General features: G+C 29.1%; 14 protein-coding genes, 1 pseudogene and 1 riboswitch. Of the genes and pseudogenes, 8 read left to right on the top strand and 7 right to left on the bottom strand.

The window, feature by feature from the left end; all coding sequences use genetic code 11:
- The first annotated feature begins 25 nt into the window (after positions 1-25).
- Positions 26-844: a translation elongation factor Ts gene (gene tsf, locus C4S76_RS01570; protein WP_105192020.1), complete on the top strand. Its 819-nt coding sequence runs from the start codon at positions 26-28 to the stop codon at positions 842-844.
- Between the two features lie 76 nt (positions 845-920).
- Here the strand turns inward: tsf and C4S76_RS01565 are convergent, their stop codons facing one another.
- From C4S76_RS01565 to C4S76_RS01555, 3 genes and pseudogenes are all read right to left on the bottom strand, one after another.
- Complete coding sequence (locus C4S76_RS01565) at positions 921-2,780, bottom strand: Nramp family divalent metal transporter (RefSeq protein ID WP_105192018.1); 1,860 nt, start codon at positions 2,778-2,780, stop codon at positions 921-923.
- A gap of 62 nt (positions 2,781-2,842) precedes the next feature.
- Positions 2,843-3,161: pseudogene (locus tag C4S76_RS01560) on the bottom strand (MGMT family protein).
- 594 nt (positions 3,162-3,755) lie between these two features.
- A complete protein-coding gene (locus C4S76_RS01555) occupies positions 3,756-4,283 on the bottom strand; it encodes an NUDIX hydrolase (RefSeq protein WP_105192017.1) in 528 nt (175 codons plus the stop codon).
- Between the two features lie 252 nt (positions 4,284-4,535).
- Between C4S76_RS01555 and tpx the strand changes: the two genes are divergently transcribed.
- From tpx to metE, 5 genes are all read left to right on the top strand, one after another.
- Positions 4,536-5,036 carry a thiol peroxidase gene (tpx, locus tag C4S76_RS01550; protein WP_105192015.1) on the top strand — a complete coding sequence of 167 codons (501 nt, stop codon included), beginning with the start codon at positions 4,536-4,538 and terminating at the stop codon, positions 5,034-5,036.
- Between the two features lie 126 nt (positions 5,037-5,162).
- Positions 5,163-6,230, top strand: a complete 1,068-nt coding sequence (fbaA, locus tag C4S76_RS01545) for a class II fructose-bisphosphate aldolase (RefSeq protein WP_105192013.1) — start codon at positions 5,163-5,165, stop codon at positions 6,228-6,230.
- Between the two features lie 99 nt (positions 6,231-6,329).
- Positions 6,330-7,064, top strand: a complete 735-nt coding sequence (locus C4S76_RS01540; RefSeq protein WP_105192011.1) for an SIMPL domain-containing protein — start codon at positions 6,330-6,332, stop codon at positions 7,062-7,064.
- A gap of 15 nt (positions 7,065-7,079) precedes the next feature.
- Positions 7,080-8,186, top strand: a complete 1,107-nt coding sequence (locus C4S76_RS01535) for an NADH:flavin oxidoreductase (RefSeq protein ID WP_105192009.1) — start codon at positions 7,080-7,082, stop codon at positions 8,184-8,186.
- Between the two features lie 61 nt (positions 8,187-8,247).
- Positions 8,248-8,431, top strand: a riboswitch (cobalamin riboswitch).
- A gap of 175 nt (positions 8,432-8,606) precedes the next feature.
- Complete coding sequence (gene metE / locus C4S76_RS01530; protein ID WP_105192007.1) at positions 8,607-10,916, top strand: 5-methyltetrahydropteroyltriglutamate--homocysteine S-methyltransferase; 2,310 nt, start codon at positions 8,607-8,609, stop codon at positions 10,914-10,916.
- Between the two features lie 248 nt (positions 10,917-11,164).
- Here the strand turns inward: metE and C4S76_RS01525 are convergent, their stop codons facing one another.
- From C4S76_RS01525 to C4S76_RS01510, 4 genes are all read right to left on the bottom strand, one after another.
- Positions 11,165-12,808 (bottom strand): AMP-binding protein, encoded by a 1,644-nt coding sequence (locus tag C4S76_RS01525; RefSeq protein WP_105192005.1) that lies wholly within the window; start codon positions 12,806-12,808, stop codon positions 11,165-11,167.
- 63 nt (positions 12,809-12,871) lie between these two features.
- Complete coding sequence (locus C4S76_RS01520; protein ID WP_105192003.1) at positions 12,872-13,480, bottom strand: fumarylacetoacetate hydrolase family protein; 609 nt, start codon at positions 13,478-13,480, stop codon at positions 12,872-12,874.
- On the bottom strand, positions 13,477-14,241 hold the full coding sequence (locus tag C4S76_RS01515; protein ID WP_105192001.1) for a 3'-5' exonuclease: 765 nt from the start codon (positions 14,239-14,241) through the stop codon (positions 13,477-13,479). The genes C4S76_RS01520 and C4S76_RS01515 overlap by 4 nt, the downstream gene beginning before the upstream one ends.
- The gene (locus tag C4S76_RS01510; protein ID WP_245915767.1) at positions 14,222-14,965 is read right to left on the bottom strand and encodes a CDP-alcohol phosphatidyltransferase family protein; all 744 of its coding nucleotides are present in this window, start codon (positions 14,963-14,965) and stop codon (positions 14,222-14,224) included. The genes C4S76_RS01515 and C4S76_RS01510 overlap by 20 nt, the downstream gene beginning before the upstream one ends.
- Positions 14,966-15,308: 343 nt before the next feature.
- Here C4S76_RS01510 and rimP point away from each other — a divergent pair, with 343 nt between their 5' ends.
- Together rimP and nusA are read left to right on the top strand one after the other, a co-directional pair.
- A complete protein-coding gene (gene rimP, locus C4S76_RS01505; RefSeq protein WP_105191997.1) occupies positions 15,309-15,779 on the top strand; it encodes a ribosome assembly cofactor RimP in 471 nt (156 codons plus the stop codon).
- Between the two features lie 8 nt (positions 15,780-15,787).
- Entirely contained in the window at positions 15,788-17,023 is a 1,236-nt protein-coding gene (nusA, locus tag C4S76_RS01500) for a transcription termination factor NusA (protein ID WP_105191995.1), read from the top strand.
- Positions 17,024-17,061 lie beyond the last annotated feature (38 nt).

The raw sequence follows: 17,061 nt of genomic DNA, 5'->3' as shown, positions 1-17,061 counted from the left end.
CAGTTTAATAAAAAATAAAATAAAAATGTCATATTCACCAAAAGCCGCTGATGTAGCTAAATTAAGAAACGTTACAGGAGCTGGAATGATGGACTCAAAAAAAGCTTTAATTGAAGCAGAAGGAGATTTCGATAAGGCTATTGATTTATTAAGGAAAAAAGGACAAAAAGTTGCAGCTAATAGGGCAGATAGAGAAAGTCATGAAGGAGCTGTAATTGCAGTTGTAAATCCGGAAAATACTAAAGCAGCAATAATAAAATTAAATTGTGAAACTGATTTTGTTGCTAAAAATGATAACTTTATTAAGTTAGCCACAGACTTTGCTAACTTAGCTTTAAAATTTAATACTAAAGAAGAATTATTATCTGCTGATTTTAATGGAATTCCTGTAAGTGAAAAGCTAATAGAACAAACAGGCATTATTGGAGAAAAAATTGAAATATCAGAAGTAAAAATATTAGAAGCTCCATTTGTAGGCTCTTATATACATGCAGGTAATAAAATTGCTGCAGCTGTTGGATTATCTAAATCATTTGATAAATCCGCAGAAGTAGCTAAGAATATCTCTATGCAGGTTGCAGCAATGAATCCAATAGCATTAGATGAATCACAGGTAGATGCTTCAGTAATTGAAAAAGAATTAGAAATTGCTAAAGACCAATTGCGTCAAGAAGGTAAGCCTGAAGCTATGCTAGAAAATATAGCCAAAGGTAAATTAAATAAATTTTTCAAAGATAATACTTTAGTTAAACAAGATTATATTAAGGGAGAAAAAACTTCAGTAGAAGACTATGTAAAATCCGTAGACCCCGAAGTAAAAATTGTTGGATTTATTAGAATATAAAATTAAATATATTTATATAAAAAAAGACTGCTTTATGCAGTCTTTTTTTATAAACTTAAAAACTTGACTTGTAGATTTAAACCATTAATATAGGTATATCGGCTTTATGCCTTAATTTATTTGCCGTTGTTCCAAAAATAAAATCACCTAATGCCTTATGACCATGTTTTCCTACTAATAAAAAGTCTATATTTTCTTCTTTAATTAATTCAGGTAGCCTTAACGAAGGAGTACCGAAACCAAGCTTTGTTTCAACATTATTATAACCTTCATTAATTAAAAATTTTTTATATTCATTTAATTTATTTTGGTCAAAATTCACCTCATAATCATTAGCCATTTTTCCATAATAATTAGCCGATACACTTTCAGTTATATGAAATATTGTAATTTTACAATTTTCAGTTACAAATAAAGGAATATAATTTAATATTCGATTATCGGCTTCACTAAAGTCTAAAGCAATTCCAATATTTTTTAAAGGTTTAATTTGATTTATTTTTTTGTGAATCGGAAGATTATGTATATTGAAATTGACTTTTTTAGTTTTTCTAATAAATGGATAGAAAAGAATGTATAATAAAAATAATAAAAGGCTTAAAGAAAATATACTTATAAATATCTTGGTAATCGAAGAAATGGCCGAATTATTAAGTATTACAATTTCTTCATCATAAATTAATTTTATATTAAGAAATACAATTACGCCGCAAATGATCCATGATAAAATCTTTATGGGAAGCTTTATTACAAATTTTCCCATCTTTTCTTTATCGCTAACAAAATGAATTAATGGAATTATTGCAAAACCTAATTGCATGCTAAGTAAAACCTGGCTAAATATTAACATTTCATCCACCGAACTTTCTCCTAGTATACTAATTATAATTACTGCAGGAATAATTGCTAATAATCGTGTTAATAATCTACGTAAAGCAGGATTCATACGAAAATGTAAATAGCCTTCCATTACTATTTGCCCCGCAAGGGTACCAGTAACTGTAGAACTTTGTCCAGCAGCAATTAAAGCAATAGCAAACAGAAAAGGGGCAAGAGTTCCCAGTAAGTTAGTTAACATCTTATAAGCGTCATGTAATCCAGCGATTTCATAAAATCCAGCTTTATGAAAAGTAGCTGCTGCAAGTATTAAAATTGCAGCATTTACAAAAAAAGCCAAGTTTAAAGCAATTAAACTATCATAAAAATTATACTTAATAGCTTTTTTTATAGATTTATAATCTCTCCCTATTTTTCTAGTTTGTACTAAAGCTGAATGTAAATATAAATTATGAGGCATTACTGTTGCTCCAATAATTCCTATGGCTATATATAAAGCTTCATTATTAGGAAGAGTAGGTCTGAAACCTTTAACCACTTCACCAATTTCAGGTTTGGCTAAAAACATTTCAATTAAAAAACATCCACCTATAATACTAATTAAGACGATGATAAAAGCCTCCATTTTTCGTATGCCAAATCTTTGAAGAACTAATAATAATAAGGTATCTAAAGCAGCAATCCATACTCCCCATATCATATCTAGTCCGAATAGAAGCTGCAAACCAATTGCCATCCCTAAAACCTCTGCCAGATCAGTAGCAGCAATAGCTATTTCCGCAAAAACATAAAGAATATAATTTATCCATTTAGGATAGTATTCTCTATTGGTCTGAGCAAGATCAAGGCCTCTAACAATACCTAATCTGGCACTTAATGATTGTAGAAGAAGAGCCATAATATTGCTCATAAGTAGTACCCAGATAAGTGCGTACCCAAATTTACTACCTCCAGCAATATCTGTTGCCCAATTTCCAGGATCTAAATATCCGACTGCAACCAAATATGCAGGTCCAAAAAAGGCAAATAATTTTTTCCATTTATTTCTATTATCTGTATTTACAGATTGATGTACTTCTTGTAGAGATTTCTTACTCAATTGTTAGACTTTTCTAATTTTGTAAAGTTACATAAATTTTTTATTATCTATTATAAATATTTTTATGAAGGAATCCATAAATGATCTTTAAAATCGACTACTTTATTATTTTCTATTTTAATACCTTCACTTTCAAGTAATTCTTGCATTAGATTTGAAGATGCAAAATGATTTTTTCCCGTTAGTAAACCATTTCTATTAACTACTCGATGCGCTGGTAAATTTTTAATGGAATGAGAGGAATTCATTGCATTAACCTACTAATCTAGCAGACTTTTTAGTTCCTAAAAAATTAGCGATAGCTCCATACGTGGTTATCTTTCCATAGGGGATTCTTTGTACAATTTGGTAAACTTTTTCAAAAAAATTATCATTTTTCATAAATTATATTAAAAAATTGGAGCTTTTTTATTAGTTAAAAATAGTAAAAAAACGTAATATTATAAGTTTATTATTAATTGAGATAAACATATACTTTTATGAAATTTATTTTAATTTATTGATTTTCATTTATTTGATAGCGTACAGATAAATTCACTTATTAAAAGTATAAAAATTTCATTCATTTTTGTTCATATATTAAAAATATTATTATATTAGAGCAAATGAAGTTAAGACTTCAAGCACAAACCAAAAAATGAGAAAAAATATATTTTGTTTTCTTAATGTTTTTTAATATTTTAGAAGGTTAAGGAAGTAAAATAAAGGAATGACTCTAAGTAAATTTAGAGTCATTCTTTTTTTATAAATTAAAATGATTCTTGTACTATAATTAATTACAAAGAAGTTAATAAATCACGGAATTTTTAAAATATCAAAAAAACAGTTTAAATATATTTTGTTTTATCAACATAATAATTTTAATAGATTAAAGGATAGTAAATTTATTTATAACGAAGAAATGAAAAATGTTAAAAAAGAAAATGATGTTGGAAAAGATATGTTCATATTTTTAAAATAATAAAAAATATTTGATCAACCTTTATACAATTGTTTTTTTAGGAGGGAAAGAGTCTTTTTTTGACTTTCAAAAGCTAATTCGTCTATGTCTATTTCTGTAATTTTTTTCCATAAGAACCCTTTTAATTCTATAGTATCAAAATCTTCTATTAATAAATGATCATCTCTATATAGGAAAAATAAATCAATAGTATTATATAAAATATTTTTATATAAATAAGTATTAGGATTAGAATTTATGTATTGAAGTTTAGTTTTGTCAATGTCTATATTTAATTCTTCTTTTAATTCCCGTACACAGCTGAACTCGGCAGTTTCTGCGGGATCTATAAAACCACCTGCCAGATCCAGATAACCTTTTTGAGGATCTTTATTTCGTACAGTTAGTAGGATTTTGTCTTCTTTTTGAATTATAACAGCTACAGCACCTGCTGTATTATGGTAAAACTCAAAATCACAATCGGTACACGTAATTTTAATTCCTTTATCAAATATAAGATGAGGACTTTTACAATTGGGGCAATATTTGAAAATAGGATCCATAAGAAAATTTATTTGACAAACAAATGTAAGCAGGAAAATATAATATTTTGCATAAAATATTAAAAATCTATTTGTTATAAACTAAATATAAATTTGTTAAATAAATAAAAATAAAACAGTTAAAACATTATTACTTATAAAATCGGATAGTATATATTTTCCCTATTGTGTTATTAATAAAATAAAAAATAAATTGTTTTTTATCTGAATTTATTACTAGTAAATTTGATTTAGATTTATAAAATAAAAATTATGGCAACAGTAACATTAAAAGGAAACCTAGTACATACAACAGGGAATTTGCCCAAAGTGGGTTCACTAATTCCTGATTTTACATTGATAGATGCAGATTTATCACCAAAAAAATTATCAGATTATAAAGGAAAGAAATTAGTATTAAATATTTTTCCAAGTGTTGATACAGGTACATGTGCAATGTCAGTGAGAGAATTTAACCAAAAAGCTTCAACATTAGAAAATACAGTAGTGTTGTGTATATCTAAGGACTTACCCTTTGCTCAAAAACGTTTTTGTGCTGCTGAAGGATTGAAAAATGTAATTACGCTTTCAGCTTTTCGTTCTTCATTTGGAAAAGACTATGGACTAGAGTTTTCAGATGGACCTATGAAAGGGCTATTAAGTCGTGTAGTTATTATTGTAGATGAAAAAGGAAAAGTTATATATGAAGAACAAGTTCCTGAAATTTCACACGAGCCGGATTATGATTCTGCTTTAAAAACACTAATAAAATAGATGTAAAAATTTAAATAAAATAAAAAATGTTTTGATATATTTTATGAGGAAACTCAGGTTTGATTAAATAATTATATTTCAACTATTTTGTACCTTTACATCAAAAAATAATAAAAAATAAAAATCATGAGTAGAAAATTTCCTGCTGGTGTAGCAACCGGTTCATTAGTAAAAGAAATATTTGAGTATGCTAAAGAAAAACAATTTGCTTTACCCGCATGTAACGTAATAGGTTCTAGTAATATAAATGCAGCGTTGGAAACTGCTGTTAGGTTAAATGCACCTATTATTATACAGTTTTCTAATGGAGGAGCACAATTTAATGCCGGAAAAGGATTTAAAAGTGAAACCCAAAGAGCAGATGTACTAGGAGCTATTGCAGGAGCAAAACATATACACACATTAGCAGAAGCCTATGGTGCTACTGTAATTTTACATACAGACCATTGTGCTAAAAAATTATTACCTTGGATAGACGGGTTACTAACAGCAAATGAAGAATTTTATAAAAAAGAAGGGAAAACCTTATATTCTTCTCACATGTTAGATCTTTCAGAACAACCATTGAATGAAAATTTGGAAATTTCTTCCCAATATTTTGAAAGAATGGCTAAAATAGGAATGACTTTAGAAGTAGAAATTGGTATAACCGGAGGAGAAGAAGACGGAGTAGATAATTCAGATGTAGACAGTTCTAAACTATATACCCAACCGGAAGATGTATATAAAACTTACCAAGCACTAAACGCTATAAGTCCCAATTTTACAATAGCTGCAGCTTTTGGTAACGTACATGGGGTTTATAAACCTGGAAATGTAAAATTAGAACCTAAAATTTTACATAATTCTCAAGAATATATTCAAAAGCAGATTGGAGGTACTTCCAAGCCAATTAATTTTGTGTTTCATGGAGGATCAGGTTCTTCTTTAGAAGAAATAAGAGAAGCCATTAGTTATGGGGTAATTAAAATGAATATAGATACAGATCTACAATTTGCCTATTTAGAAGGAGTAAGAAATTATGTGGAAACAAATATAGATTACTTAAAATCTCAGGTAGGTAATCCAACAGGAGAAGATGCTCCTAATAAAAAATATTATGATCCAAGAGTATGGGTTCGAAAAGCTGAAGATTCTTTTTCTAAAAGATTAGAAAAAGCTTTTGAAGATTTAAATAATATCAACACTTTATAAAAAATAATATTAAAAATAAAAAAGACTTCCATGATTTCGGGAGTCTTTTTTTTGTACATTTATAAATTATAATCTATACTTAATTAAAAATTAAAAACTATGAAAGAATCAAAGTATTTAATAACAGCAATAATTGGAGGTTTATCTATAATTTTAGCAGCCTACTTTTTAGGGAATTCTATTAAAAATAAAAATAAAACAACTTCTATTTCCGTGACAGGGTCGGGAACTAAAGATTTTGTATCAGATCTTATAGTGTGGAATGGAGGATTTTCTAAGAAAAATATGGATTTAAAAGAAGCCTATGTAGGATTAGAACAAGACAGGCAAAAAATAAAAGAATATCTTATGTCTAAAGGATTCGCAGAAGCAGATATTGTTTTTTCTGCCGTAGATATTGACAAGGAATATGATTATAAAGGTTATGATGTAGGCAGTCAGAGAATTTTTACAGGATATAAGTTGCAGCAAACCGTATCAATAGAGTCTAAAGATGTTCAAAAAGTGGAAAACCTTTCCCGCCAGATTACAGAATTAATTAATAACGGAGTTGAACTGTATTCTAGAGCTCCCTCTTATTACTATACCAAGTTGGCAGATCTTAAGATACAGATGATAGCGGATGCCACTAAAGATGCTAGAAAAAGAGCAGAAGAAATTGCAGTTAATGCAGGAGGAAAGTTAGGCAATTTAAAAAAGGCGAACTTAGGAGTTTTTCAAATTACTGCACAAAACTCATCAGACGAAGATTATTCCTGGGGAGGAACATTTAATACTTCTTCTAAAAACAAGACAGCAAGTATAACCATTAGATTAGATTATGAAGTTAAATAAAAATGTAGAATAATAATGAATCAATCCGATGTATTATTTAAGAAATTCAACAGTTCTAAATTAGATCTGAAAAATAGAATTGTTATGGCCCCGATGACTCGTTTCTTTTCTGCGAATGGAGTTCCAACAACAGAAGTTGCAGAATATTATGCCAGAAGGGCTAGGGCTGATGTCGGATTGATCATTACGGAAGGAACAGTGATTAATAGGGCTTCAGCATCTAACGATCCCAATGTTCCTCATATATATGGTGAAGAATCATTGGAAGGATGGAAACAAGTAGTGAATAGAGTGCACGAAGAAGGAGGAAAAATAGCCCCGCAGTTATGGCATATGGGAATTGTTCCATATATGAAAAACTGGAGACCCTCAGTTCCGATGGAAGGACCTTCTGGCTATATTAATCCGGAACAAAAATCCGGAATACAAATGACAGAGGAAGATATTCAAAAAACAATATCCGCCTATGCAGAAGCCGCTTTAAATTCAAAAAACCTAGGATTTGATGCAGTAGAGATTCATGGGGCTCACGGCTATTTAATAGATCAGTTTTTTTGGGAAAAGATGAATAAACGAACCGATCATTGGGGAGGAAAGAACATTGGAGAGCGAACTCATTTTGCCATAGCCGTTATAAAAGCTATTAGAAAAGCTGTAGGAGAAGATTTCCCTCTTATTATACGATTGTCTCAATGGAAACAACAGGACTATACAGCTAAGATAGCAACCAATCCTAAAGAAATGGAAGAATGGCTATTACCTTTGTCAGAAGCCGGAATAGACATTTTTCATTGTTCTCAAAGAAGATTTTGGGAGCCGGAATTTGAAGGTTCTGATTTAAATTTTGCCGGTTGGGCAAAAAAAATAACTCATAAACCTTCTATATCTGTAGGATCAGTGGCATTAACATCAGATTTTTTAGGTACTTTTAAAGGTGAATCTTCTCAGCCTAATGCAGGGTCTATAGAACAGTTATTAAATAAAATGCAAAAAAATGAATTTGATCTAATAGCTGTCGGTAGAGCCTTATTAGCAGACCCGGAGTGGGTTATAAAAGTTAAAAATAATAATATTCATGATTTTAAAGACTTTAAAAAAGAGTATTTAAAAACCTTATTTTAAAAAATATATAATCAATATTTATTTTTACTATCTTTGTTGAGTTAAGTTCTTTCCTTAATTTCTTTATCAACTAAAATTAGGTTTTGCTTAACTGCAAATTAATAGGGAATCATGTGAAAATCATGAGCTGACGCGCAACTGTAAGTAATAAAAAAAGTTTTTACCCTTAGCATTCCATTGCAAATAGCGAGAAGGATGGTAAAAATGTTATAAGCCAGGAGACCTGCCTATTTTGAATTGACAATGCTTTCGCGGTATAAAGTTAAGAGTCAGGATGTGTATTGTAATAGGGATTATTATATGATAAATTTTGTATTATAATTCTAGTTATAATGTAATTCTATTTCTCTTCATAAATATAGAGCATTGTGAAGTTTAGCAAAAGAACTTTTTATAGTTAATCCTTTAAAAAGTTAAAAAATGCAGACAAACAACCTTGGCTATCCACGAATTGGTAGTAACAGAGAACTAAAAAAATCCAGTGAAAAATATTGGGCTGGAAAAATATCAGTTACAGAACTGATACGTACAGGAGTTGAAATACGTAAATCCAACTGGGAATTGCAAAAAAAAGCTGGTATTGATTTAATTCCATCTAATGATTTTTCATTTTATGATCATGTATTAGACATGTCATTGATGCTAGGAGCTATACCTAAGCGATACCATAAAGTAATATTGGATAAATCAAATTCGGAAATTGATTTATATTTTGCAATGGCTAGGGGATATCAAAAAAATAATTTAGACATAAAAGCAATGGAAATGACTAAATGGTTTGATACTAATTATCATTACATTGTTCCGGAATTTACTAAAGACCAGAAATTTAATTTATTTTCTACAAAAATTGTAGATGAATTTTTAGAAGCAAAAAATTTAGGTATACAAACCAAGCCTGTATTAATAGGACCTGTATCTTTTATATTATTAGGAAAGGAAAAAGAAACAGGGTTTCATAAATTAGATTTACTAAAAAATTTGTTACCTGTCTACATTGATATTCTTACCAGGCTAAAAGAAGCACAAGTGGAATGGGTTCAATTTGATGAACCATTCTTAGGCTTAGATTTAGATTCAACTGCAAAAGAAGCATTTATATATGCATATGAAGAAATAAATAAAACGTTTCCAACTCTTAAAAAATTAGTAGCTACTTATTTTGAAGGTTTAAAGGACAATACAACCTTAGCTTTATCCTTACCAGTACAGGCAATTCATATAGATTTAGTTCGTTGTCCGCAACAATTAGATGAAATATTACAAAAAATTCCTAGTGGTAAAAAACTATCTTTGGGTATTGTTGATGGAAGAAATATATGGAAAAATAATTATCAGCATTCTTTAAAAACAATACACAAAACAATTGAAAAAATAGGGGAAGAAAATGTTATGATAGCTCCATCATGTTCTTTAATACACTCTCCATGTGATTTGGATTTAGAGACTAACGAAGAAATCCTTACATCAGAGATTAAACAATGGATGGCATTTGCAAAGCAAAAGATAGAAGAATTAGCTTCTTTAAAAAAACTTATTGAAAAAGGAAATTCAGAACCTAATACTACTTTACTAAAAGAAAATATAAAAGCACATAGAAATAGAGAAATATCAGATTTAATTCATGACCAAAGAATAAAAAGTAAAATAACCGATATAAATTTAAAAATTAAAAGAGAAAATACTTTTCCAATAAGGAAAGAAAAACAGAATTATATTTTACAACTACCTATATTACCCACAACTACGATAGGATCATTTCCACAAACTAAAGAGGTTCGCAGTTGGAGGTCTCAATACAAAAAAAAACAAATAAGTGCAGAGCAATATGAACAATTATTAAGAGCAGAAACTGAAAAAGCAATTCGTATTCAGGAAAAAATAGGATTAGATGTATTAGTTCATGGTGAGTTTGAACGCAATGATATGGTCGAATATTTTGGAGAACAATTAAAAGGTTTTGTTTTTTCTAAAAATGGATGGGTTCAAAGTTATGGTAGCCGATGTGTAAAACCACCTATCATCTATGGAGATGTTTCAAGGCCTGAACCGATGACTGTTCAATGGTCTACCTATGCTCAATCATTAACTGACAAAAAAGTAAAAGGAATGCTAACAGGTCCGGTAACTATTTTGCAATGGAGTTTTGTTCGTAATGATCAACCACGTTCAGAAACATGTAATCAAATTGCGGTAGCAATAAAAGAAGAGGTAGAAGACTTAGAGAAAGCAGGAATTCAAATTATCCAAATTGATGAACCTGCGATCAGGGAAGGTCTTCCATTAAGAAAATCTGATTGGCAAGAATATTTACAATGGGCTGTAAAATCTTTTAAAATATCATCAAGTAGTGTAAAAGATGAAACTCAGATACATACCCATATGTGTTATTCTGAATTTAATGATATTATTGAAAATATAGCGGAAATGGATGCAGATGTTATAACCATTGAATGTTCACGTTCTAATATGGAGCTATTAGATGTTTTTTCAAAATTTAATTATCCTAATGATATAGGACCAGGAGTATATGATATACACTCACCAAGAATTCCTTCTAAAGAGGAAATGGAACGACTTTTAGACAAAGCGAGTAAAGTAATTCCTGTTGAAAGGTTATGGGTAAATCCGGACTGTGGACTTAAAACACGTAATTGGGAAGAGACAGAAAAGGCATTAAAAGAAATGGTCTTGGCAGCTTCTGAAATGAGAAAACAATTAATAATGTAATAATATTTAATAGATAAAAAATATAAAATAAAATTGTAATCTCGGTATGGCGTCTTGTAAAATTATAATATAGTTAATCATTTAAATTTAATGGATTATTAAAAAAATAAATTTAAATTACATGATCAAAGAGAAAAAAATCTATAGATAAATTATATAAGAATTATAGAATAAATATAAAAAGCCGTATCTGATTTTTTAAAAGCAGATTTGGCTTTTTTATAAGTAAAAAGTTGAAAATATTTTATTTATGAAGTTTTAATTTTTGCAATAGATTCAAGCCCAAGCTCTTTTATTGAAATTTCTTTCATTTCTACCTTTCTTACTTTACCTGTTACTGTTATAGGAAAAGCATCTACGAATTTCCAATATTTAGGTATTTTATAATGTGCAATTTGCTCTTTACAAAAGCGAGTTAAACTATCTTTAGTCACCACTTCGTCATTTTTTGCTTTTACCCAAGCCATAATTTCCTCACCAAATTTTTCACTGGGAACTCCAATTACATGAACATCTTCTATAGCAGGACATGTGTGTAAAAATTCTTCAATTTCTCTAGGAGAAATATTTTCTCCTCCACGTATTATAACATCTTTGATTCTTCCTGATATATTAATATATCCCTCCTCATCCATAACACCTAAATCTCCTGTATGCATCCAGCGGGCCTCATCAATTACTTCATTGGTAGCTTTAGGGTTATTCCAATATTTGAGCATCACAGAATAACCACGTGTACAAACTTCTCCGGGAACACCTCTTTCTACTATTTCACCCGTTTCATGATCTATAATTTTTATTTCCAAATGATCTTGAATAGTACCTACGGTACTTACTTGCTTTTCTATTGAGGTACCAATTATAGTTTGAGTAGAAACAGGAGAAGTCTCTGTCATTCCATAGCAAATAGATACTTCTTTCATAAACATTTTAGATTGTACCTGTTTCATTATTTCTACTGGACAAGGAGAGCCTGCCATTACTCCTGTACGTAATGATGATAAATCATAGTCATCGAAATTTGGGAGTTGCAATTCTGTTATAAACATAGTAGGCACTCCATATAGGGAAGTGCATTTTTCTTTTTCAACGGTTTCTAGTGTTGAAACCGGATTAAAACTTTCATCAGGAACAACCATACAAGCTCCGTGTGTAGTACAGGCTAAATTACCTATGACCATACCAAAACAATGGTAAAAGGGTACAGGTATGCATACTCGATCATGTTCTGAATAGTGAAGTCTTTCTCCTACAAAAAAACCATTATTTATAAGATTATGATGTGAAAGAGTAACCCCTTTGGGGAAACCTGTAGTGCCTGATGTGTATTGTATATTTACCGGCTGATCGAATTGAACGGAATTTTCAAATAATTCTAATTTTTCATCTGAAACAGAAGATGCTGATTTTAAAAATTCATCCCATGTTTCATCAAAAAAAATAGTATTTTTTAGTTCATTACAATATTTAGCAACTTTAGCCACCATTTTTTTGTAATCACTAGTTTTAAAAACTAAGTCAGAAAATAGTAGCCTTACACCAGATTGTTTTAATACAAATTTGAGTTCACTACTTCTATATGCGGGATTAATATTAACCAGAATAACTCCAATTCTTGCAGTTGCATATTGTAGTAAAACCCATTCATAACGATTCGGAGCCCAAATTCCTATTCTGTCACCAGAAGTTACTCCGCTTGAAATAAGAGCTTTTGCAACCACGCTGGATTGGTCCCAAAATTGTTGATAAGTAGCTTTATAATTTTGTTTCACACAAATAAGAGCATCTCTTTTAGGGAATTTAAGAGTAGTTTTTTTTAAGTTTTGTCCAATAGTTTCTCCTAAAAGAGGTTTATTGGAATTTCCAAATATATATGAAAGTTGTTTGTTCATAATGTGTCTGTTAAATAGTATTTGTGTAATATTTACGAATATTAATGTATATAAAATATGGGATTATTTTATAGAGACTTCAAAAACCTTTTTATTTTCAATGAATCCTTCTAAAAAATCGTTTTGTACTACTTTTGATACTCCTTCTGGAGTTCCTGTAAAAATAATATCTCCTGTTTTTAACGTAAAATATTGCGAAATATAAGATATAAGATTATCCAAAGAAAAAATCATATCGGCTGTATTTCCCTTTTGTTGTAATAATTTATTTTTTAATAAACTAAAATTGATATTGGAAAGATTCAAACTTTCTTTTGGTACAAAATTACCTATAAGAGAAGAATGGTCAAAAGCTTTTGCTTTTTCCCAAGGAAGCCCATTAGCCTTAAGTTTGTTTTGTAAGTCGCGAGCAGTAAAATCAATACCTAAGCCAATTTCAGAATAATAATTTCCGGCAAATTGCGGCTGTATATACTTTCCAACCTTTGATATTTTTATTAAAATTTCTACTTCATGTTGTAAATCATTAGTAAATTCTGGGATATAAAAATCTTCGCCTGCTCTTAAGATTGATGTATCGGGTTTTAAAAAAAGAACAGGTTCTTTAGGAATTTCATTAAGTAATTCTCTAGCATGGTTAGTGTAATTTCTTCCTACACAAATTATTTTCATAACCCATTTTTTAATTTAATTCTAGTAAATATTTTTTTTGAATATAGAGGAAAATCTGCATTCATTAACCAAGAATAGTACCCTAAGTCCGTTTTAAAAATGTCTTTTAATTTCTTTCCCCTATATTTCCCAAAATTAAATATTTCATCGTTTTCCTTATCCAAACCAACAAATCCTGCTAAGTCTGCATTTTTATTTTGTGTAGTAAATTCGTGCAAAAATTTGATATCATTTTCAATCTCATCATATTTTTCAATCTGAGACTTTAAAACTTCATAAGTGGCTAAAGTGTCTGCAGAAGCAGAATGAGCATTTTCTAAAATTCCATCACAATAAAACTTATATGCTGCAGATAATGTGCGTGGCTCCAATTTGTGATAAATAACTTGGACATCTATGGGACGATGTTTCTTAATGTCGAATTCAAAATCATTTCTTAATAATTCCTCTGCTAATAAAGGAATATCAAATCGGTTGGAATTATACCCTGCTAAATCAGAATCTTTGATCATTCCTAGTATTTGCGGAGCTATTTCCTTAAAAGTAGGAGCATTAATTACATCTTTATCATAGATGCCATGAATTAAAGAAGATTCCTCAGGAATAGGTATTTGAGGATTAATACGCCAAGTTTTACTTTCTTGAGATTGATTAGGGGAAATTTTTAATATACTTATTTCAACTATACGGTCTTTACTAACATTAATTCCGGTAGTTTCAAGATCAAAAAAGCAGATAGGTTTATGTAGTTTTAGTTCCATGGGCAATAATTTTTTTTCTAAATATAATTGATAATATAATATATATAATGATTAGCAACGGAATAGCTAGTACTTTGAGAAAAATAAAAAGAATTAAACAAATAAAAATAAAAGAAAAAACTAGAGAATTATCTTTCCATTTTTTGCTTTTAAACTTTAAAGAGAATAGAGGTAAATTAGCAATTAAAAGATAACTACATATAAAAGTAATAATCAATAAGAACCAGAAATTATTTAATAATTCAAATGTATAATTTTTATGGATATAGAAAAGTGAAAAAATAAAAATAGTATTAGCTGGAGTATTTAATCCTTTAAAGTAATATGTTTGTTCTTGGTCAATATTGAATTTCGCTAACCTTAATGCAGAAAATAATGTAATTAATAACCCTAAAAATGGTAAGTAATTACTATAAATATATTGTCCAAAGAAAGAAAAAGAAATTGATTCTTTAAAAAGTAACATCATGAGTATTCCTGGAAAAAAACCAAAAGAAATCATGTCAGCTAAACTATCCAGTTGTTTGCCTAAATCCCCATTAGATCCAGTTAATCGGGCAGCAAAACCATCAAAGAAATCAAATATTAAACTTAAGCAAAGCAATATAATAGCAGTATCAATAAAATTTGAATTTTTAATCATTAAAATGGAAGCTATGCAACCACTTAATAAATTTAAAAGCGTAAGTACATTTGGAATTTGTTTCATTATTGAATATTTCATCACAAATCTATGAATTTTTAAAATAGAGAGTCAGCTTCTAATTTTTTTATTCATTTTTAATACATAAAAGATTTCTTTTTAAAGAAAGTAAACAAAGATTAAAGATAACTAGAATAAGGGTAGCAAATACAATATTTACAAAATATAATAAACATTTATATAATCAATTAACTCTAAGGGCTTAATATTTTTATAATTGAAAAAAATGTGTTATATTTGCATAGTTTTTGGGACTAATTAAAAATGTGAAGCCTATTTACAAGGGCTTTTTTTTGTATTTATGCTCTGTAAGGTATTTGTAGTATAAATGTTTTAAATTCAGTTTCTTAGATTAAAGTATAAAATGACGTTAGAAGAAAAAGTTAATTTATTTTTAGAAAAATTTTTATTATTAAGATCAGATTTATTTTTGATATCCTGTAAAATTTCTCCTACAAATAAAATAGAGGTGATTATAGACGGAGACAGCAATGTCTCTATTCAAGATTGTTTAGATTGCAGTAGAGCTATAGAGAATAATTTAGATAGAGAAGAAGAAGATTTTGAATTATCAGTGTATTCATCTGGGATTTCTAGTCCTTTACAAATTCCTAGGCAATATAAAAAAAATATAGGAAGGGAAATTAATCTTATTACTATAGAAGATAAAGAACTCACAGGTATTATAGATAGGGTAGATGAAGAAGGTATTTATTTAGTATGGAAAGAAAGGTGGCCCAAAGAAAAGGGGAAAGGTAAAGAAACCGTAGAATTAGAAGAATTTATTTCTTATAAAAATATAAAGAAAGCAATAATATCATTAAAATTTAAATAAGCGAATCAATGGACAGTATAGAGTTAATCGAGTCATTTGCAGATTTTAAAGACGAGAAAAATATAGATAGAATTACTTTAATGGCTATAGTTGAAGAGTCGATGAAAACTGTATTAAGGAAAAGATATGGTTCAGATGATCATTTTGATGTAATTGTTAATCCAGATAAAGGAGATTTGGAAATATATTTAAACAGAAAAATAGTTGAAGATGAAATGTCTGAGGATGATTTGTTAGAAATAGAAATAAGCGAAGTTAGAAAAATTGATCCCAGCTTTGAAGTAGGGGAAGAATATACCCAAAAGATAGAATTAAACGAATTAGGAAGAAGAAATATTTTAGCATTTAAACAGGTTTTAAATACTAAAATAGCAGAATATGATAATTCAAATTTATATGAAAAATTCAAATCAATAGAGGGGGATATTGTAAGCGGAGAAGTTCATCATATTCGACACAAACAAGTAATCCTAATGGATGAAGAACAAAATGATATGATTCTTCCTAAGGAAAATCAAATTCCTTCAGATTTTTTTAGAAAAGGTGAAACAATTAGGGCTGTTGTTGAAGAAGTAGGGTTGAAAGGAGGGAAGCCGCAGATTGTATTATCCAGAACGTCTTCTAAGTTTTTGGAAAAGCTTTTTGAGTTTGAAATTCCTGAAGTATACGATGGTTTAATTACCATTAAAAAAACAGTACGTATTCCTGGAGAGAAAGCGAAAGTAGCTGTTGAGTCTTATGATGACAGAATAGATCCGGTGGGAGCTTGTGTTGGAATGAAAGGGTCAAGAATTCATTCTATAGTTAGGGAGCTCAGGAATGAAAATATAGATGTAATTAATTATACAAATAATAAACAACTTTATATACAAAGAGCTTTAAGCCCGGCAAAAATATCTTCTATAGAAATAGATGAAGAAAATAAACATGCAGTTGTATATTTAAGACCCGAAGAAGTTTCAAAAGCAATAGGGAAAGGTGGTCAGAATATAAAATTAGCCAGTTGGCTTACAGAATATGAAATAGATGTTCGCAGAGATGAACCGGAAGAAGAAGATATTGAACTAACAGAATTTTCTGATGAAATTGACTCATGGGTTATAGAAGAACTCAATAAAGTTGGTTTAGATACAGCAAGGTCTGTATTAGAAAAAGATGTAGACGATTTATTAGAATTAACAGATTTAGAAGAAGAAACAATTTTAGATGTAATTCGTATTCTTAAAGAAGAATTTGAAGAATAAATAGGAATTACACCAAATAATTTTATCATATTTGTAAA

The organism is Apibacter adventoris (assembly GCF_002964965.1).
Classification (GTDB): domain Bacteria; phylum Bacteroidota; class Bacteroidia; order Flavobacteriales; family Weeksellaceae; genus Apibacter; species Apibacter adventoris.
This window is presented reverse-complemented; position numbering and strand designations above follow the sequence as displayed.

Bases quoted from the DNA above. Each gene is read 5' to 3' on its own strand.
- nusA (WP_105191995.1), top strand. From the start codon at position 15,788: ATGGACAGTATAGAGTTAATCGAGTCATTTGCAGATTTTAAAGACGAG.
- tsf (WP_105192020.1), top strand. From the start codon at position 26: ATGTCATATTCACCAAAAGCCGCTGATGTAGCTAAATTAAGAAACGTT.
- C4S76_RS01525 (WP_105192005.1), bottom strand. From the start codon at position 12,808: ATGAACAAACAACTTTCATATATATTTGGAAATTCCAATAAACCTCTT.
- C4S76_RS01540 (WP_105192011.1), top strand. From the start codon at position 6,330: ATGAAAGAATCAAAGTATTTAATAACAGCAATAATTGGAGGTTTATCT.
- metE (WP_105192007.1), top strand. From the start codon at position 8,607: ATGCAGACAAACAACCTTGGCTATCCACGAATTGGTAGTAACAGAGAA.
- tpx (WP_105192015.1), top strand. From the start codon at position 4,536: ATGGCAACAGTAACATTAAAAGGAAACCTAGTACATACAACAGGGAAT.
- C4S76_RS01520 (WP_105192003.1), bottom strand. From the start codon at position 13,480: ATGAAAATAATTTGTGTAGGAAGAAATTACACTAACCATGCTAGAGAA.
- C4S76_RS01535 (WP_105192009.1), top strand. From the start codon at position 7,080: ATGAATCAATCCGATGTATTATTTAAGAAATTCAACAGTTCTAAATTA.
- C4S76_RS01510 (WP_245915767.1), bottom strand. From the start codon at position 14,965: ATGAAATATTCAATAATGAAACAAATTCCAAATGTACTTACGCTTTTA.
- C4S76_RS01555 (WP_105192017.1), bottom strand. From the start codon at position 4,283: ATGGATCCTATTTTCAAATATTGCCCCAATTGTAAAAGTCCTCATCTT.
- rimP (WP_105191997.1), top strand. From the start codon at position 15,309: ATGACGTTAGAAGAAAAAGTTAATTTATTTTTAGAAAAATTTTTATTA.
- C4S76_RS01515 (WP_105192001.1), bottom strand. From the start codon at position 14,241: ATGGAACTAAAACTACATAAACCTATCTGCTTTTTTGATCTTGAAACT.
- fbaA (WP_105192013.1), top strand. From the start codon at position 5,163: ATGAGTAGAAAATTTCCTGCTGGTGTAGCAACCGGTTCATTAGTAAAA.